Consider the following 18,515-nt stretch of genomic DNA (forward strand, 5'->3'; position numbering starts at 1 on the left):
CCAAGCCCCCCACGCTCTTGCAGCTTGCAGCTTGCAGCTTGCAGCTTGCAGCTTGCAGCTTGCAGCTTGCAGCTTGCAGCTTGCAGCTTGCAGCTTGCAGCTTGCAGCTTGCAGCTTGCAGCTTGCAATGCGCCAATTCCCCCGAGCAATGTTAAGGTTCTCCTTTGGATTTTGCTTTCTCCTAAGGATGCCGTCATGCCGGTTACTACGTCTCTCAATGCAGGTTTTATGGTGGTCCACGGTAACCGCCTTGATGAGTTACGCAGTCTGGTCGTGAGCTGGATGCGCCTTTACCCCTTGGCGCCTCTGGAGAATGAAATTGCTCTTGTGCAGAGCAACGGTATCGCCCAATGGCTAAAGCTGGCTCTGGCCGAAGATGCTCAAGATGATGATCTGGGCGGCTGCGGTATTGCGGCGGCAGTAGACGTGCAACTGCCCGGCAGTTTCATGTGGCAGTTGTATCGGATGGTATTAGGCAGCGAGGAAATCCCAGCCAAATCGCTGCTCGATAAAGCGCCCCTGACGTGGCGTCTCATGCGCTTGCTCCCGGCCCTTATCGATCAGCCGCACTTCGAACCCTTGCAGCGCTTTCTGACGCAAGACACCGATCTGCGTAAGCGCTATCAACTGTCAGAACGCCTGGCCGATTTGTTCGACCAATATCAGGTTTATCGTGCCGACTGGCTGGAGGACTGGGCCGCCGGTCGTCATCAATTACGCAATGCCCGAGGTGAAAGCCCAGCTTTAAGCCCTGCCAACTGCTGGCAAGCCGAGCTATGGCGAGCCTTGCTGCTCGACGTTGGCGAGGAAGGCATGTCGCAAAGCCGTGCGGGGGTTCACCAACGTTTTATCGAGAAGATAAACAGTCTCGAACACGCACCGCCCGGCCTGCCTGCCCGGGTGATCGTTTTCGGCATTTCGTCACTGCCCGCTCAAGCGCTGGAAGCCTTGGCAGGGCTCGCACGTTTTAGCCAAGTCCTGTTGTGCGTGCACAATCCTTGTCGCCACCATTGGTCTGACATCGTCGCGGACAAAGATCTGCTACGCCATCAGTACAAACGCCAAGCACGCAAAGCCGGGATGCCCACAGCGCTGGATCTCGACATCCTGCATCAACACGCGCATCCATTGCTCGCCGCGTGGGGTAAACAAGGTCGCGACTACATCAACTTGCTCGATAGCTACGACGATCCCAACAGCTATCGCAGTGCGTTTCGTGATGGCCGCATCGACCTGTTCAGTGAAGTTGAGCCACGCAACCTGCTCAATCAACTGCAAGACGACATTCTTGAGTTGCGCCCCCTTAACGAAACCCGTGAACTGTGGCCCGCTGTCGATTTAGAAACTGATCACTCCATCCGCTTCCACATTGCCCACAGTGCGCAACGGGAAGTCGAGATCCTGCACGACCAGTTACTCAAGCGATTTAGCGACAACCCGGACCTGCAGCCGCGCGATGTAATCGTGATGGTGCCGGATATCGACAGCTATGCCCCGCATATCCGCGCCGTGTTTGGTCAGATCGAGCGCGACGACCGCCGTTTTATCCCCTACACCCTAGCCGACCAAGGTCAGCGTGGCCGTGACCCGCTACTGATTGCCATTGAACACCTGCTCAAATTGCCTGACAGCCGTTTCCCGGTCAGCGAGATACTTGACCTGCTGGATGTTCCAGCCTTGCGGGCCCGCTTCAACGTGCAAGAGCGTGATTTACCGACGCTGCACCGTTGGATCGAAGGCGCTGGCATTCGCTGGGGGCTGAATGCACAGCAGCGTGCAGGCCTCGGTTTGCCGATGGACCTGGAGCAAAACAGTTGGCGGTTCGGCTTGCGCCGCATGTTGCTGGGTTATGCGGTCGGCAGTGGTGACGCCTGCGATGGTATTGAGCCTTACGATGAAATCGGCGGCCTGGATGCGGTATTGATCGGCCCGTTGGTGGCCCTGCTTGATGCTCTGGAAATCGCCCACCAAGAACTGTCGCAACCGGCACTACCGCAACAATGGGGCGAGCGCCTGCAAGCGTTAATGCAGTTATTCTTCCTGGCCGAGACTGAGCACGACGACTACTTGCTGGCCCAGCTCGAGGAACTGCGTGAGACCTGGCTCGAAACCTGTGAGCTGGTTGGCCTGCAAGACGAATTACCGTTAACCGTGGTACGTGAAGCCTGGTTGGCGGGCCTTGACCAAGGCAAGTTGTCTCAGCGCTTCCTCGCCGGGGCCGTCAACTTTTGCACCCTCATGCCGATGCGTGCGATCCCCTTCAAACTCGTCTGCCTGCTCGGCATGAATGATGGTGACTACCCGCGTGCGCAGCCGCCGCTGGACTTCGACTTAATGGGCAGTGACTACCGCCCAGGTGATCGTTCCCGCCGTGAGGATGACCGTTACCTACTGCTCGAGGCGCTGTTGTCTGCCCGCGAGCAGCTTTATATCAGTTGGGTAGGGCGCAGTATTCGCGACAACAGCGAGCGTCCTGCCTGCGTTTTGATTGGCCAATTGCGCGATCACCTTGCCAGTGGCTGGCACCTTCAAGAAGGTCATGACCTGCTAGAGGCCATGACCCAAGAGCACCCGCTGCAACCCTTCAGCACGCGTTACTTTCACGAAGGTGATCCTCGCCTGTTCAGCTATGCCCGTGAATGGCAACAACTGCACGAACCACAGACGGTCCCGGTGTTGCCCGGAACACTGGCGGCCCACGAGCAGGAAGAGCCTTTGAACCTCACTCAGTTGCAGGACTTCTTGCGAAACCCTGTGCGCCACTTCTTTAGTCAGCGTCTGAAAGTGTTTTTTGAAGCGGCTGAAGTGCCGCTGGAAGATGAAGAACCTTTCGTGCTCGACGCGCTGCAGCGTTACACCCTCAGCGACAGCCTGCTTGAAGCGGCCCTCGCTCAGCCAGATCAGCCGGAACAGGCGTTAGAGCACCGCGCCCGACGTCTGCAAGGCAGCGGTTTGTTACCGATGGCAGGCTTCGGAGAGTGCCTGCAACACGAACTGATTGAGCCACTCCCTGACGTCCTGCAGCGCTATCAACAGCTTCTGGCTTTGTGGCCAACGCCGCTCAACAGCGCACTGCCGGTGAGTTTTGAAGGTCACGGGCTGATGCTGGAAGGGTGGCTGAGCAATCTGCATCAACGCAGTGACAACGGCCTACTGTCCATCACCACGATTCCTAACAGCATTGGGGCGATTAAAACGCGCAAATGGCATCGTCTGACGCGCTCATGGGTCAATCACCTGGTGGCCTGCGCCAGTGGCCTGGACATGTCCACTGCCCTGGTTGCCAGTGATGACACCTTGCTGCTCACCCCGATAAGCCCCGACCAGGCCCGCGATATTCTGGGTAATTTACTCATGGCCTGGAAGGTCGGCATGGGCCGCCCGCTGCCGGTTGCGGTTAAAACGGCGTTCGCCTGGCTGGCCCAGAGCGATCCGGCCAAGGCCGATGCCGCCGCGCAAAAAGCCTACGAAGGTGACGGTCAAACCAGCGACGGCGAGCGCCGTGAAAGTGCAGCACTGGCGCGCCAGTTCCCCGATTACGCCGCATTGATGGCCGACGGTGAATTTGAAGACTGGTGCGATGCACTCTATCGCCCACTCTTTGATGCGCCTTGGCGCTCATTAAACAGCGAGGAGTCCCGCTAATGAGCGAGCAAAAAGTACCTTTGGCGTTGGCTTTTCCCCTACGTGGCAGCCAACTGATCGAAGCCAGCGCCGGGACCGGCAAAACCTTCACTATCTCGGCCCTCTACCTGCGCCTGATATTGGGCCATGGCGGCGCCGAATCCGGGTTTGGCCGTGAGTTATTGCCCCCGCAAATTCTGGTGGTGACCTTTACCGACGCCGCCACCAAAGAACTGCGTGATCGCATCCGCACTCGGCTCGCTGAAGCGGCGCGGTTTTTCCGTGACGAAATCAAAGCCCCGGATGCGCTGGTTGAACAACTGCGTGATGAGTTCGCGCCTGAGCAGTGGGCCGCCTGCGCTGGCCGCCTCGACATCGCCGCGCAATGGATGGATGAAGCTGCCGTTTCGACGATCCACAGTTGGTGCCAACGCATGTTGCGCGAGCACGCCTTCGACAGTGGCAGCCTGTTCACCCAAACCCTCGAAACCGACCATAGCGATTTGCTCGGCGAAGTGCTGCGCGATTACTGGCGACTGTTCTGCTACCCCATGCACGGTGACGCGCTGAACTGGGTACGGGCTAACTGGGGCGGACCAGGCGCTTTAATGCCACGTGTTCGCGCCTTGTTTGGCAGCTCTCGTCCTACAGCAAATGCAGAACAAACCCCGGCTGAGATTATTGAAGCCTGCCTGCAAGAGCGTCGTCAGGCGCTGTCACAGCTCAAAACCCCGTGGTTGCAATGGGCTCAAGAGCTGCGCGATATCTGCCTGCAAGGCGTGGCCGCCAAAGCCGTTGACGGTCGGAAAATGCAGGCGCGCTACTTCGAACCCTGGTTTGAAAAGCTCAGCGCCTGGGCCTCTGACGAGTCTCAAGAGCAGCTTGATCTGGGCACCGGCTTTACCCGCCTGACACCAGACGGCATGGCCGAAGCCTGGAAGGGCGATCCCCCTCATCACCCTGGGCTGGACGCCATGGCAGGGCTGAAAACAGCGCTGGATGCTTTGCCCAGCCCGGATGCTGCCGTACTGGAGCACGCAGCCCGCTGGGTGAGCGCACGCTTTGAAGCAGAAAAGCGCCGCCGTGCCGAGATGGGCTTTGATGACATGCTGCTCAGGCTCGATGCCGCGCTGCAGGCTGAGGCCGGTGAGCGATTGGCGACCTTGATCCGCGAGCAATTCCCTGTCGCGTTGATCGATGAGTTCCAGGACACCGACCCGGTGCAGTACCGCATCTTCGAAACCATCTACCGCATCGAAGACAACACCCCGGAAACGGGCTTGTTCCTGATCGGCGACCCCAAACAGGCGATTTATGCCTTCCGTGGCGCGGACATCTATACCTACTTGCGCGCCCGCCAGGCCACCAGTGGCCGGCTGCATACGCTGGACACCAACTTTCGCTCCAGTCATGCCATGGTCGAGGCGGTCAACCTGGTCTTTGAGCGGGCCGAGCAGCGAGACACCGGGCGCGGCGCTTTTTTGTTCCGTGATGGCGATGAAAACCCTGTGCCTTTTGCCCCGGTTAAATCTTCGGGGCGCAAAGACACGTTGCAACTGGATGGCCAGCCCATCACACCTTTAACTTTTTGGCAGTTACCTTCCGAGCAACCAGTCTCGGGCATCGTGTATCGCCAGCAACTAGCGGCGGTGTGTGCCAGCCAAATTGTCGAGTTGCTCAATGGTGGGCAACAAGGTCGCTGTGGCTTCGCCAGAGAAGGCCAGCCCTTAAAAGGTCTGTTGCCCGCTGACATTGCCATTCTGGTCCGCGACGGTAAGGAAGCTCAGGCTGTACGGCGAGAATTATCAGCGCGAGGTGTACGTAGCGTTTACCTGTCGGATAAGGATTCGGTCTACGCCGCGCAGGAAGCCCACGATGTCTTGGCCTGGCTCAAAGCCTGCGCCGAGCCGGACGTTGAGCGCCCGCTACGCGCCGCCTTGGCTTGCATCACCCTGGATTTACCGCTGATTGAACTCGAACGCCTGAACCAGGACGAACTGGCCTGGGAGCGGCGTGTCATGCAGTTCCGTGGCTACCGCGAAACCTGGCGCAAGCAGGGTGTACTCGCCATGTTGCGCCGCCTGTTGCATGACTTTGAATTACCTCAGGCCTTGATCGCCCGCCCGGACGGTGAGCGCGTGCTGACCAACCTGTTGCACCTGTCTGAGTTGCTGCAACAAGCCGCCGCGGAACTGGATGGCGAGCAAGCATTGATCCGGCATTTGGCCGAACACCTGGCCTTGTCCGGGCAAGCGGGCGAAGAACAAATTCTGCGCCTTGAAAGCGATGAACAGTTGGTCAAAGTGGTGACCATCCACAAATCCAAGGGCCTGCAATACCCCTTGGTATTTTTGCCGTTTATCTGCTCGACCAAGCCTGTGGATGGCAGCCGTTTGCCGCTGCATTACCACGATGTGCAGGGCAACGCTCACGTTAGCCTGAAGCCGACGCCCGAGCTGATCACTCAAGCGGATGACGAGCGCCTGGCCGAAGACCTACGCCTGCTCTACGTGGCACTGACGCGTGCTGAGTATGCCTGCTGGCTGGGTGTTGCCGATCTTAAGCGCGGCAACAACAACCGTTCTGTCCTGCACCTCTCGGCTTTGGGCTACCTGCTGGGTGGCGGTGCGCTGCTGACTGAGTCCACAGCTTTAGAACGCTGGCTGGCGGACTTGCAGCAAGACTGCACGGCGATCCAGTACGGCCCCGTTCCAGCCGTCAATGATGACCGTTTTTACCCACCGCTCAATCAGGCCACCTTGCTCAAACCGTTGGTGCCGACCCGTCGTGCGGCAGAAAACTGGTGGATTGCGTCCTACAGCGCATTGCGCATTGGTGACAGCCTCAGCCCTGCCGAAGCCCCTGACAGCGCCCTGGCGCAAAAACTCTCGGACGATGAACGACTGGACCCGGATGCACCGCGTGATGTGTTGCTCAGCGGTGGCGATATCCACCGATTCCCGCGTGGGCCGAACCCCGGGACCTTCCTTCACGGCTTGCTGGAGTGGGCGGGCAGTGAAGGCTTCAGCGCCGATGCCGACACCGTCAAAGACGCCGTAGCCCGGCGTTGTAACCGACGCGGCTGGCAAGGCTGGATAGACACCTTGAGCGACTGGTTGCAGCATCTGCAACATGAGCCATTGCGTCTGAATAACGGCCAGCCTGCTGTGGTACTGAGTGAACTGAGCCAGTATCAAATCGAAATGGAATTCTGGTTCGCCAGCCACAAAGTCGATGTCTTGCAACTGGACCAGCTCGTGCGCGCACACACCCACGGCGGCGCGGCGCGTGCCGCTGCTGAACCGAGCCTGCTCAATGGCATGTTCAAAGGCTTTATCGACCTGACGTTCGAACACGAAGGCCGGTACTACGTGGCGGACTACAAATCCAATTGGCTGGGTGCCGACGATTCGGCCTACACCGAACAGGCGATGAACACCTCGATTCTGGACAACCGCTACGACCTGCAATACGTCTTGTACCTGCTGGCCCTGCACCGTCAACTCAAGGCCCGCCTGGCGGATTACGACTACGACCAGCACATGGGCGGCGCGTTGTACCTGTTCTTGCGTGGCACGCGCTCGCAAAGCCAGGGGGTGTTTTTTGCCCGACCACCCAAACAATTGATCGAAAGCCTGGACTTGCTGTTCCAGGGCAAACCGCAGCTCAAACCCGCTGAACCGGCGTGGGAACAGGGAGTGTTGTTATGAGTCGTTCGTTTGCCGAACTGTTGCCCACGCCATTAACGGCCGAAAGCCTGGCCCAGCTCCAGCCCTTGAAACACGCCGCCGATTTGCTGCTGTTGCTTGAGCGTTGGGTTGAGCGCGGCTGGCTGCGCGCACTGGACAAAGCCTTTGTTGCGTTTGTGCATGAACGCGACCCGCAGGGCGACCCATTGGTGCTGTTGGCCGCGGCCCTGACCAGTCACCAACTGGGCCACGGCCACGTCTGCCTCGACCTGTTTGAAACCCTTAAACAACCGGACTTCGCACTGTCATTGCCGCCCGAAGGTGACCCGCAAACCGGTGCCATGTTGTTGCCCTCGCAACTGCTTGAGGCGCTGGATGGCGATACTTGGTGCAAAGCCCTACAGAACAGCGCGTTGGTTGAGCAGGCGGGCGAGCCATCGGCTGACTCGTCGAGCCGCCCTTTGGTGCTCTGCGAGCGTCGTCTGTACCTACGCCGCTATTGGGCCTATGAGCGAAGAATCGACAGCGCATTGCGCCAGCGTCTTTCATCTCCCGAACCCACGCCTGCCGATTTGCCTGCGCGGCTGAACGGGCTTTTCGGTGCTGCGCAGGGCAATGCGCCGATTGACTGGCAAAAGCTGGCCTGTGCGTTGGCCACACGCGGTGCCTTCAGCATCGTCACGGGCGGTCCGGGCACCGGCAAAACCACCACCGTCGTGCGTTTACTGGCGCTGCTCCAGGCCCCGGCGGTTGAAGCGGGCGCTCCCTTGCGAATCCGCCTGGCAGCGCCCACGGGCAAAGCCGCTGCGCGCTTGACCGAGTCCATCAGCCTGCAAGTTAAATCGTTGGAAGTGGACGACAAGGTTCGGCAAAAAATCCCCAGTGATGTCACCACCGTTCACCGCTTGCTGGGCAGCCGCCCCGGCACGCGGCATTTTCGGCATCACGCTGGCAATCGCCTGCCGCTGGACGTCTTGGTCGTCGATGAAGCCTCGATGATCGACCTTGAAATGATGGCCAACCTGCTGGACGCATTGCCCGAACATGCCCGGCTGGTGCTGTTGGGTGACAAGGACCAGCTGGCCTCGGTCGAGGCGGGTGCGGTATTGGGCGATTTGTGCCGCGATGCCGAAGCGGGCTGGTACACCCCGCAAACCCGTCAATGGCTGGAAGCGGTCAGCGGCGAAAACCTTGCCGCCAGCGGTTTGCAACAAGACCTCGACGGCACCCACCCGCTGGCTCAGCAAGTGGTCATGCTGCGTCATTCGCGGCGCTTTGGTGAAGGCAGCGGCATCGGCCAACTGTCGCGCCGGGTCAACCAGCAACTGCCGCAAGAAGCTCGGGCGCTGTTGACGGCGGGTACTTACTCCGACCTCTTTGCCTTGCCGCTCAAGGGCGAGCAAGACCGGGCCTTTGAGCGTCTGGCGCTGGAAGGTCGAGGGGCAGAGGCCAAAGGCTATCGGCATTACCTTGAAGTCCTGCGTGATCAGCGTCCGCTCGCGGCGGCGGGCCTTGAAGACCCCTGCTGGGCCGCGTGGGCCGGCAAAGTGCTGGAGGCCTTCGAAGCGTTTCAGGTGCTGTGCGCCGTGCGTAAAGGGCCTTGGGGTGTTGAAGGCCTGAACGAGCGAATTACCCGAGCCTTGTTCGCCCGCAAGCTGATTGACAGCGACCAGCATTGGTACGAGGGGCGGCCGGTGTTGATGACCCGTAACGACTACGGCCTGGGGCTGATGAACGGCGACATTGGTATTGCCCTCAAACTGCCCGAGCAGGACGGCCAGAGCCAACGCCACGTCTTGCGCGTGGCCTTTGCCCGCAATGACGGGCAGGGCGGCATCCGCTTTGTACTGCCAAGCCGTCTGAATGATGTGGAAACCGTGTACGCCATGACCGTGCACAAATCCCAAGGCTCGGAGTTTTCGCACACCGCGCTGGTACTCCCCGAAGCGCTTAACCCCGTGCTGACCAAAGAGCTGATCTACACAGGTATCACCCGCGCCAAACACTGGTTCAGTTTGGTCGAGCCTCGCGCCGGAGTCTTCGAAGAGGCTGTGCAGCGCAAGGTCAAACGCTTGAGTGGCCTGATGTTGGGCTTGGGGTGAGCGCCCTGAAAAGGGAGGCACTGAGCCGGCAATAAGGCGACCGGTATCACAGCCCCTGTTCGGGCTGTGGTATCGTTTCGACATTATTCCTGGAATGAATACAGAGATTTCCTGCATGGATGTGGCTGCCTCATCGACAGAGCAGCGTTTTGGAGGTTGGCTGCGATGCCTGTCTCTTTGCCTGTTGCTGTTCAGCACTCCCTGCCTGGCCCAACCTGACGCTTCCGTTAATCTGGCGGATCAGCGCGCCAAGGCTGTGACCCAAGTGGTGCTCGGTATCCTCAGTTATGCGCGTTGGCCTGCCGAGCCTGCCCAGTTGGAACTGTGTGTGATCGGTCCTACCGAATACACCGACGACTTACTCAAAGGTACGACTCAATCCAGCGGCAGGCCGGTCCATGTCACTCGTTTGCTGGCGAACAATCCGGCAATTGCCACCGCCTGTCACGCCGTCTATCTGGGCAAATTAAGCACAGAAGAGCGCACCTACGTGTTCGACATCCTGGCTGGCCAAGCCGTGCTGAGCATCAGTGAAGAGGTCAGCCAGTGCACGGTCGGCAGTTTGTTTTGCCTGAACGTGCGCGATGATCAAGTAGCGTTTGAAGTGAACCTCGACTCGGTTGCCCGCAGCGGCGTGCGTATTCACCCCAGCGTGTTGCAACTGTCACGCCGCCGGGTCGCACAGCCATGAGCCTGATCAAGCGTTCTCGTAACCGTCGCAGGCTGCGCTCGGTGTTGCGTCGCGGGCATTTGAGTGTGGCCTTGGTCGCCGTAGTGCTGGCCAGCCTTTCATTGACGCTGCTGGGCATCCTTGCGCTCAAGGTGTACGCCGATCACAACCTGCATTTGATTGCGCGGGCCATCAACTACACCGTCGAGGCCGCCGTGGTGTTTGATGACAAAACAGCCGCGTCCGAAGCGCTGGCCATGATCGCGTCCACCGAAGCCGTGGCCGAAGCCAAAATCTACAACGTCGAGGGTGAGTTGCTGGCCTACTGGCGCCGTCCGGAAAGCGGCTTTCTGTCGCGGGTCGAAATGCTCTTGGCCAATGGTTTGCTCGAGCAGCCGATTAGCGTGCCGATTGAGCATCAGGGCAAGCAGGTAGGGGCGGTTATCGTCAGCGGGCACGGTGCCAATGTGTTGCGCTTTTTGCTCAGCGGATTGTTTGGCGTCATCGTCTGTACCGCACTCAGCGCCTGGAGTGCGCTGTACTTGTCGCGGCGCTTGCTCAATGGCATCACCGGACCTTTGCACAAACTGGCTGAAGTGGCCCACGCTGCACGCAGTGAACGAGCTTTCAACCGCCGCGTGCCCTCTGCGCAGATTGCTGAAATGGACAGCCTGGGCAATGACTTCAATGCATTGCTGGACGAGTTGGAGTCTTGGCAAAGCCACCTGAAAAGCGAAAATCAGGCGCTGGCGCATAAGGCCAGCCATGACTCGCTCACCAATCTGCCCAATCGCGCCTACTTTGCTGCGCGGCTGGCGCGAACCCTGCGCTCGACCAACCCGGCCAACGATAAAGTCGCCGTGCTGTTTCTCGACAGCGATCGCTTCAAAAACATCAATGACACCTACGGCCATGCCGCCGGTGATGCCGTCCTGGTCGCCGTGGCCACCCGCGTGCGCGCGCAATTGCGCGAAGACGACGTGGTTGCGCGTTTTGGCGGCGACGAATTCGCCATCCTCCTGGCGCCGCTGTATCACGTTGAAGACGCCCAGCGCATCGCCGACAAGATCATTGCCAGCATGCAGGAGCCGGTCGAGTTGCCCGGTCACATCAGCATCGTGACCTCGCTCAGCATCGGCATCGCCGTATATCCCGAACACGGTGCAACCCCGGACTTGCTGCTCTGCGCAGCGGATGCGGCGATGTACCAAGCCAAACGCCTCGCCCGGGGCGGACAACAACTTGCCGAGTCGGAGTACTCGCCAACCCCGCTATTACCAGGAGCTTAACCCCCATGCATACAGTCACTCGTCGCTACCAACAGCTGTTCGGCGTGGTCTGGTTAATGGCCGTGCTGGTCTTGACCGGCTGCCAGACCGCCGCTCCGCAAAAAGGCCTGAGCGCCGCGCAGATCGCCGTGTTGAAGGAACAAGGTTTCCAGCTGACCGACGAAGGCTGGGCGTTTGACCTGTCGGGCAAGGTGTTGTTTGGCAGTGACCTGGATGCCCTCAACCCGCAAAGCCAGCAAGTCGTTGAACGTATTGGTACCGCATTGCTTGCCGCCGACATCCCGCGCGTGCGGGTAGACGGGCACACCGACTCTTCGGGGCAAGAGTCCTACAACCAACAACTGTCTGTGCGCCGTGCCAACAGCGTGGTCAAAGCACTGACCAAAGTCGGCATGCAGCCTGAAAACATCCAGACCCGTGGGTTGGGCAGCAGCGCCCCCGTGGCCTCCAACAAAACTCGCGCTGGCCGCACCGAAAACCGCCGCGTCTCGATCATCGTCATTGCCGACTAGCCCTCGTTGGAGCGAGCTTGTTTCGCGATCTTTTGATCTTTCAGAAGCTCGCGAGGCAAACCTTCAGTCCGCAAACCTCAACGCCCGCGTCTCCCCAAGCAGCAGCGGCGCATTCAGCTCCGTCACGGTGCGGATGTAATCCCACAGCAGCGTAATCCGTTTCAACTTCCTCAAGTCCTCGCGGCAGTACATCCAGAACTGCCGTGTCAGGTTGATTTCATCGGGCAGTACCGGCAATAAACGCGGGTCTTGCGCCGCCAGAAAGCACGGCAAAATCGCCAGCGAGCGCCCTTGCTGCGCCGCCACGTACTGCGCGATCACGCTGGTGCTGCGCAAGTTAGCGCTGGCGCCAGGCAGTACGTTGGCCAGGTACAGCAACTCGGAACTGAACGCCAGGTCGTCGACGTAGCTGATAAACGGATGCTCGGCCAAGTCGGCAGCCCGGCGAATGGGCGGGTGCTGGTCCAGGTAGTCCTGGGTGGCGTACAACTGCAAACGGTAGTCGCACAGTTTGCAGCACACATAAGGCCCGTGTTCCGGGCGCTCCAGCGCAATCACGATATCCGCCTCACGCTTGGACAGGCTGATGAAGTGCGGCAGCGGCAGGATATCCACCGAGATGGCCGGGTAGGTGTCGACAAAATGGCTGAGTTGCGGGGTGATGAAAAAGCTCCCGAAACCTTCCGTGCAGCCCATGCGCACGTGCCCCGATAACGCCACGCCGGAGCCGGACACTTGCTCGCAGGCCATGTGCAGCGTGCTTTCAATGGACTCGGCATAACCTAGCAAACGCTGGCCTTCGCTGGTCAGCGTAAAGCCATTGGTGCGCGACTTTTCGAACAGCAACGTGCCCAGGGCGGCTTCCAGCGAGCTGATGCGCCGCGACACGGTCGTGTAGTCCACGGCCAGGCGCTTGGCCGCGCTGCTGGCCTTGCGGGTTCGGGCCACCTCGAGAAAAAACTTCAGGTCGTCCCAGTTCAATGCGCTCAACGATGTGATGTTTTTTTGCATGTTTGACCGGCTTTTATGTGCGTTCTTATTAGAAGAACGCACACCTATACTCCAAAAACAGTCCTGCGACCAACCTGGACGCCCGCCCCCTGTTGTTTACGGGCTTATAAAAATAAATTCGGAGACTTCCATGAACGTTTCTACCACCCCGTACCAAAATGCCCGCCTGCTGATTGATGGCGAATGGGTCGAGTCGCAGACCACTGAGTGGCACGACATCGTCAACCCGGCCACTCAGCAAGTGCTGGCCAAAGTCCCGTTTGCCACCCCCGACGAAGTCAACGCCGCCATTGCGGCCGCGCAACGCGCCTTCCAGACCTGGAAGCTCACGCCCATCGGCGCGCGGATGCGCATCATGCTCAAGTTGCAGGCGCTGATCCGCGAACACTCCAAACGCATCGCCGCCGTTCTCAGTGTTGAACAAGGCAAAACCATTGCCGACGCCGAGGGCGATATTTTCCGTGGCCTGGAAGTGGTCGAACACGCGTGCTCCATCGGCACCTTACAAATGGGCGAATTCGCAGAAAACGTCGCAGGCGGCGTCGATACCTACACCCTGCGCCAACCTATCGGCGTGTGTGCGGGCATTACCCCTTTCAACTTCCCGGCTATGATCCCGCTGTGGATGTTCCCGATGGCGATTGCCTGCGGTAACACTTTTGTTCTCAAGCCTTCCGAGCAAGACCCGCTGTCGACCCTGATGCTGGTCGAGTTGGCGCTGGAAGCGGGCGTGCCTCCGGGTGTGCTTAACGTGGTGCACGGCGGCAAAGCGGTGGTAGACGCGCTCTGCACCCACACCGACATCAAAGCCGTGTCGTTTGTTGGCTCAACCGCCGTCGGCACTCACGTCTATGACCTGGCCGGCAAGCACGGCAAGCGCGTGCAGTCGATGATGGGCGCTAAAAACCACGCCGTGGTACTGCCTGACGCCAACCGTCAGCAAACCCTCAATGCACTGGTCGGCGCCGGTTTCGGTGCAGCCGGTCAACGCTGCATGGCCACCTCGGTGGTGGTGCTGGTGGGCGCGGCCAAACAATGGCTGCCGGACCTCAAAGCGCTGGCGCAAAACCTCAAGGTCAACGCGGGCAGCGAGCCGGGTACGGATGTCGGCCCGGTGATTTCCAAGCGTGCGAAAGAGCGCATCCTGGGGCTGATCGAAAGCGGGGTCAAAGAAGGCGCTGTTCTGGAACTCGATGGTCGCAACATCAGCGTGCCGGGTTTTGAAGACGGCAACTTTGTCGGCCCGACCCTGTTCTCGGGCGTGACCACCGACATGCAAATCTACACCCAGGAAATTTTTGGCCCGGTACTGGTGGTGCTTGAGGTCGATACCCTCGACCAGGCCATTGCTCTGGTCAACGCCAACCCGTTCGGCAACGGCACCGGCCTGTTTACCCAAAGCGGTGCGGCGGCGCGCAAGTTCCAGAGCGAAATCGACGTGGGCCAGGTCGGCATCAACATCCCGATCCCGGTGCCGGTGCCGATCTTCAGCTTCACTGGCTCGCGCGGCTCCAAACTCGGCGATCTGGGCCCGTACGGCAAGCAAGTGGTGCAGTTCTATACTCAAACCAAGACGGTCACCAGCCGCTGGTTCGACGATGACAGCGTGAATGATGGCGTCAACACCACCATCAATCTTCGTTGAGGACACGACCATGAACATCGCATTTATTGGCCTCGGCAACATGGGCGCGCCCATGGCCCGCAACCTGCTCAAGGCCGGGCATTCGTTGAACCTGTTTGATCTGAACAAAGACATCCTCGCCGAACTGGCGGCGCAAGGGGGGCACATCAGCGCCTCGCCGCGTGAAGCCGCGCAGGGCGCTGAGCTGGTGATTACCATGCTGCCAGCGGCGGCCCATGTACGCAGCGTGTGGCTGGGTGAAGACGGTGTGTTGGCCGGTATCACCGAAGGCGTGCCCGCGGTGGATTGCAGCACCATCGACCCGCAAACCGTGCGCGACGTTGCCGCCGCAGCCGCCAAGCAGGGCGTGCACATGGCGGATGCCCCGGTGTCCGGCGGCACCGGCGGCGCGCAAGCGGGCACCCTGACCTTTATGGTCGGCGCCAACAAAGCGTTGTTCGACACCTTGCACCCGGTGCTGTCGCAGATGGGCCGCAACATCGTCCATTGTGGCGAAGTGGGCACCGGCCAAGTGGCCAAGATCTGCAACAACCTTGTGCTCGGGATCTCGATGATCGCGGTCAGCGAAGCCATGGCGTTGGGCGCGGCATTGGGTATCGACAGCCAAGTACTGGCCGGGGTGATCAACAGCTCCACCGGGCGCTGCTGGAGTTCCGAGGTGTACAACCCGTGGCCGGGCATTGTTGAGACGGCCCCGGCATCACGCGGTTACACCGGTGGTTTTGGCGCCGAACTGATGCTCAAGGATCTGGGGCTGGCCACTGAGGCCGCGCGTCAGGCGCATCAGCCGGTGGTGCTGGGCGCCGTGGCGCAACAGTTGTATCAAGCCATGAGCTTGCGCGGAGAGGGCGGTAAAGACTTCTCGGCCATCATCAACGGCTACCGCAAACCCGAATAGGGTTTTCCAGGGAATCCGCGTCGGGCGGATTCCCTGGGTTTTACCGGATGCGATCAGGCAAAAACGAAATACTTGCGCACGGTTTCCACCACTTCCCACGTGCCTTTCATCCCCGGCTCAATCACAAAAATGTCACCGGCCCGCAGATGGATCGGCTCTTTGCCCTCCGGGGTGATGATGCAATAGCCTTCACGGAAATCGCAGTATTCCCACTTCACATACTCCACGTACCACTTGCCGGGCGTGCAGATCCACGTGCCCATGATTTTGTTGCCGTCCTCGCTGGTGTAGGCGTTGAGGTTGACGGTATGCGGGTCGCCTTCGAGTTTTTCCCATTTGCAGGCATCCAGCACGGGCAAAGGATGCGTGTCGCGAAGTACGGTAATCGGCGCAGACATAAGAACTCCGTTGAGGGTGTGAGACACAAACCTCACCCTAACGGGCCTTGCGCGTGGGCAGATGCCTGGTTCCGACACTCAGCGGCCCGAATACGCACCCCCAGATACGCAAAAGCCCCGGCACTTGAAGGCAAGTGCCGGGGCTTTTTAATTGCGTGTCGGGGTTAGTGGCGGTTAACCAGCGCCTTGCCCGTGCGCAAACGCAACAGGTAAAACGCGTAAATGATCAGCAACCACACCGGCATCGCATACACCGAAGGGCGAACGTCGGGGATCATCCAGATGACCGAGACGATCACCGCCATGAATGCCAGGCACAGCATGTTGCTGAACGGCGACCAGAACGCTTTGAAGCCAGGCTCCACGCCACGCTGGGCCATCGCCTTGCGGAACTTGATGTGGGTGAGGCTGATCAACGCCCAGTTGATCATCAGCGAGGCAACCACCAGTGCAAACAGCAGCTCCAGCGCTTTGTGCGGCGCGACGTAGTTCACCACCACACACAGCAACGTCACCAGCGCCGACACGCCCAGCGCCCGCAATGGCACGCCATTTTTGGTCAGCTTCATCAGAGCTTTCGGCGCATCACCTTGTTCGGCCAGGCCAAACAGCATGCGGCTGTTGCAGTACACGCCGCTGTTGTACACCGACAGCGCGGCGGTCAGCACCACAAAGTTAAGGATCTGCGCGGCGGTGTCGCTGCCGATCAAAGCAAAAATCTGCACAAACGGGCTGCTGCCGTAGGCATCGCCACCGGCGCCCAACGTGACCAGCAACTGATCCCACGGGTACAGCGCCAACAGCACGGTCAATGCGCCCACGTAGAAAATCAGAATCCGGTACACCACCTGGTTGATGGCCTTGGGGATCACTTTTTTCGGCTCGCTGGCTTCGGCGGCGGTGATACCCACCAGCTCCAGGCCGCCAAAGGAGAACATGATGAACGCCATGGCCATCAGCAGCCCGGTGCCGCCGTTGGGGAAGAACCCGCCGTGGCTCCACAGGTTACTGATCGACGCTTGCGGGCCACCGGCGCCGCTGAACAGCAGGTAGCAACCGAGCACGATCATGCCGAGAATCGCCACCACCTTGATGATCGCGAACCAGAACTCCATCTCGCCGAACACTTTGACGTTCAGCGTGTTGATCAGGTTGACCAGCACAAAGAACACCACGGCGCTGACCCACGTCGGCACCTCGGGCCACCAGAACTGGATGTATTTGCCCACGGCCGTCAGTTCGGCCATGCCCACCAATACGTACAGCACCCAGTAGTTCCAGCCCGCCAGGAAACCCGCGTAACCGCCCCAATACTTGTGCGCAAAGTGGCTGAACGAACCCGCCACCGGCTCTTCAACGATCATTTCGCCCAGCTGGCGCATGATCAGAAAGGCGATAAAACCGGCAATCGCATAGCCGAGAATCATCGACGGTCCCGCCGACTTGAGCACGCCTGCCGAGCCCAGAAACAGCCCCGTACCGATCGCGCCGCCCAAGGCAATCAGCTGAATATGGCGGTTTTTCAAGCCGCGTTTGAGTGTGACCGGGGGGGAGTTAGCGTCAGCCATCGGTTGCCCTGTTGGTTGGTGTATTCAGTGTGTTGATGCCATCACCCGGATGCCTTGGGTGCCAGCAAGCCGGGGATATTACTCTTGGTAAAAATTCAGGCATACAGGCGAAGGCGTCTCTGGGAGATTTCTTACAGATTTAATTCGTCGACAACGCCTCAAACAAGGCTCGGGCATAGGCCGGTAATTGCTCAAACGAACGGGTGCACAGCAACAGTTTGCGCGCCGCCCACGGCTCGCTCAGGGGCAAAAAGCTGAACGTGGGCGGCGCTTGCCAGCGTTCAATCGTGGCCTTGGGCACAATGCCCAGCCCGGCGCCCCTGGCCACCATGCGCACCACACCGTCAAACCCTTCAGCGCGGATCCGCACCTGCATGCGCGTGCCCGCATGCAGCGCTTGTTCCTCCAGGTACACCGCCAGCGCGCTATTGGCCGTCAGCCCGACATAATCATGGCTCAGGGTGTCTGCAAACGTCAGCACGGGTTCTTGGGCCAGCGGATGGTCCTGCGGGATCACCAGCACCAGCGGGTCGTCGCGAAAAGGCCGGGTGTGCAGGTCGTGGGTATCCACCGCGCTGGACACCACGCCAATGTCGGCGGCGTTCTGGCGCAAGGCGTGGGTAATGCGCAGGCTGGTGAGTTCTTGCAGGTCGACACTGATGGCCGGGTGCTGGTGCACAAAATCGGCCAGCAACTCCGGCAGATACTCCGTGATGGCGGCGGTATTGCACAGCAGGCGCACCTGGCCTTTAAAGCCTTGGGCGTACTCGGCCATGTCGTGATGCACGCGTTCGACCTGTTGCAGCAACAGCCGGGCATGTTGCGCCAGGGCTTGCCCGGCCGGTGTCGGGCTGACGCCTCGGCGGCTGCGCTGCAAACACTCAACCCCAAACGCGGCCTCCATGGCACGGATACGCGCACTCGCGGCGGCCAGCGACAAATGGCTGAGGTTGGCGCCCGCCGTAATATTGCCCGCCTGCACCACATTCAAATACAAGCGCAGATCAATCAGGTCGAAATGCATATGTCGAGTACGCCTCAATTCAACTGTAGGAGCGAGCTTGCCTCGCGATCTTTTGATCTTTTAAAAAGATCGCGAGGCAAGCTCG

At 59.9% G+C, this 18,515-nt stretch carries 13 protein-coding genes; 8 read left to right on the forward strand and 5 right to left on the reverse strand.

From position 1 onward, the window contains the following. On the reverse strand, nt 1-197 hold a 197-nt coding region (locus QMX84_RS22395; RefSeq protein WP_282364816.1), incomplete at its 3' end, for a hypothetical protein. Between QMX84_RS22395 and recC the strand changes: the two genes are divergently transcribed. The 6 genes from recC (at nt 196) to QMX84_RS22425 (ending at nt 11,886) form a co-directional block, all read left to right on the forward strand. Beyond that, complete coding sequence (recC, locus tag QMX84_RS22400; protein WP_282364817.1) at nt 196-3,645, forward strand: exodeoxyribonuclease V subunit gamma; 3,450 nt, start codon at nt 196-198, stop codon at nt 3,643-3,645. The two genes, QMX84_RS22395 and recC, sit on opposite strands and share 2 nt — an antisense overlap. Next, entirely contained in the window at nt 3,645-7,334 is a 3,690-nt protein-coding gene (recB, locus tag QMX84_RS22405) for an exodeoxyribonuclease V subunit beta (protein ID WP_282364818.1), read from the forward strand. The genes recC and recB overlap by 1 nt, the downstream gene beginning before the upstream one ends. Beyond that, complete coding sequence (gene recD / locus QMX84_RS22410; RefSeq protein ID WP_282364819.1) at nt 7,331-9,415, forward strand: exodeoxyribonuclease V subunit alpha; 2,085 nt, start codon at nt 7,331-7,333, stop codon at nt 9,413-9,415. Before recB ends, recD begins: the two co-directional genes overlap by 4 nt. A 115-nt stretch (nt 9,416-9,530) precedes the next feature. Beyond that, a complete protein-coding gene (locus QMX84_RS22415; RefSeq protein WP_262126126.1) occupies nt 9,531-10,106 on the forward strand; it encodes a YfiR family protein in 576 nt (191 codons plus the stop codon). After that, nucleotides 10,103-11,374, forward strand: coding sequence for a diguanylate cyclase (locus QMX84_RS22420; RefSeq protein WP_282364820.1), 1,272 nt, complete (start codon nt 10,103-10,105; stop codon nt 11,372-11,374). The genes QMX84_RS22415 and QMX84_RS22420 overlap by 4 nt, the downstream gene beginning before the upstream one ends. Nucleotides 11,375-11,379: 5 nt before the next feature. After that, the gene (locus QMX84_RS22425) at nt 11,380-11,886 is read left to right on the forward strand and encodes an OmpA family protein (protein WP_123752181.1); all 507 of its coding nucleotides are present in this window, start codon (nt 11,380-11,382) and stop codon (nt 11,884-11,886) included. A gap of 63 nt (nt 11,887-11,949) precedes the next feature. Here QMX84_RS22425 and QMX84_RS22430 read toward each other — a convergent pair whose 3' ends face one another. After that, complete coding sequence (locus QMX84_RS22430) at nt 11,950-12,897, reverse strand: LysR family transcriptional regulator (protein ID WP_262126124.1); 948 nt, start codon at nt 12,895-12,897, stop codon at nt 11,950-11,952. A gap of 130 nt (nt 12,898-13,027) precedes the next feature. On the opposite strand from QMX84_RS22430, the gene QMX84_RS22435 reads away from it, so the two are divergent. Beyond that, nucleotides 13,028-14,542: a CoA-acylating methylmalonate-semialdehyde dehydrogenase gene (locus QMX84_RS22435; protein ID WP_282364821.1), complete on the forward strand. Its 1,515-nt coding sequence runs from the start codon at nt 13,028-13,030 to the stop codon at nt 14,540-14,542. Between the two features lie 10 nt (nt 14,543-14,552). Next, a complete protein-coding gene (gene mmsB, locus QMX84_RS22440) occupies nt 14,553-15,440 on the forward strand; it encodes a 3-hydroxyisobutyrate dehydrogenase (RefSeq protein WP_153330092.1) in 888 nt (295 codons plus the stop codon). Nucleotides 15,441-15,493: 53 nt separating this feature from the next. Here the strand turns inward: mmsB and QMX84_RS22445 are convergent, their stop codons facing one another. The 3 genes from QMX84_RS22445 to QMX84_RS22455 all read right to left on the reverse strand — a co-directional run bounded on the left by QMX84_RS22445 (nt 15,494) and on the right by QMX84_RS22455 (nt 18,430). Further along, the gene (locus QMX84_RS22445; protein ID WP_048372997.1) at nt 15,494-15,838 is read right to left on the reverse strand and encodes a cupin domain-containing protein; all 345 of its coding nucleotides are present in this window, start codon (nt 15,836-15,838) and stop codon (nt 15,494-15,496) included. A 164-nt stretch (nt 15,839-16,002) separates the two neighbouring features. After that, nucleotides 16,003-17,406: an amino acid permease gene (locus tag QMX84_RS22450; protein ID WP_282364822.1), complete on the reverse strand. Its 1,404-nt coding sequence runs from the start codon at nt 17,404-17,406 to the stop codon at nt 16,003-16,005. A gap of 139 nt (nt 17,407-17,545) precedes the next feature. Further along, nucleotides 17,546-18,430, reverse strand: coding sequence for a LysR family transcriptional regulator (locus QMX84_RS22455; RefSeq protein ID WP_282364823.1), 885 nt, complete (start codon nt 18,428-18,430; stop codon nt 17,546-17,548). Nucleotides 18,431-18,515: the final 85 nt, after the last annotated feature.

Source organism: Pseudomonas sp. PS01297, from assembly GCF_029959305.1.
GTDB lineage: Bacteria > Pseudomonadota > Gammaproteobacteria > Pseudomonadales > Pseudomonadaceae > Aquipseudomonas > Aquipseudomonas helleri.

Excerpts from the sequence above, each read along its gene's own strand:
- QMX84_RS22450 (WP_282364822.1), bottom strand. The coding sequence starts at position 17,406 with ATGGCTGACGCTAACTCCCCCCCGGTCACACTCAAACGCGGCTTGAAA.
- QMX84_RS22430 (WP_262126124.1), bottom strand. The coding sequence starts at position 12,897 with ATGCAAAAAAACATCACATCGTTGAGCGCATTGAACTGGGACGACCTG.
- recC (WP_282364817.1), top strand. The coding sequence starts at position 196 with ATGCCGGTTACTACGTCTCTCAATGCAGGTTTTATGGTGGTCCACGGT.
- QMX84_RS22435 (WP_282364821.1), top strand. The coding sequence starts at position 13,028 with ATGAACGTTTCTACCACCCCGTACCAAAATGCCCGCCTGCTGATTGAT.
- QMX84_RS22415 (WP_262126126.1), top strand. The coding sequence starts at position 9,531 with ATGGATGTGGCTGCCTCATCGACAGAGCAGCGTTTTGGAGGTTGGCTG.
- recD (WP_282364819.1), top strand. The coding sequence starts at position 7,331 with ATGAGTCGTTCGTTTGCCGAACTGTTGCCCACGCCATTAACGGCCGAA.
- QMX84_RS22445 (WP_048372997.1), bottom strand. The coding sequence starts at position 15,838 with ATGTCTGCGCCGATTACCGTACTTCGCGACACGCATCCTTTGCCCGTG.
- recB (WP_282364818.1), top strand. The coding sequence starts at position 3,645 with ATGAGCGAGCAAAAAGTACCTTTGGCGTTGGCTTTTCCCCTACGTGGC.
- QMX84_RS22455 (WP_282364823.1), bottom strand. The coding sequence starts at position 18,430 with ATGCATTTCGACCTGATTGATCTGCGCTTGTATTTGAATGTGGTGCAG.
- mmsB (WP_153330092.1), top strand. The coding sequence starts at position 14,553 with ATGAACATCGCATTTATTGGCCTCGGCAACATGGGCGCGCCCATGGCC.
- QMX84_RS22425 (WP_123752181.1), top strand. The coding sequence starts at position 11,380 with ATGCATACAGTCACTCGTCGCTACCAACAGCTGTTCGGCGTGGTCTGG.
- QMX84_RS22420 (WP_282364820.1), top strand. The coding sequence starts at position 10,103 with ATGAGCCTGATCAAGCGTTCTCGTAACCGTCGCAGGCTGCGCTCGGTG.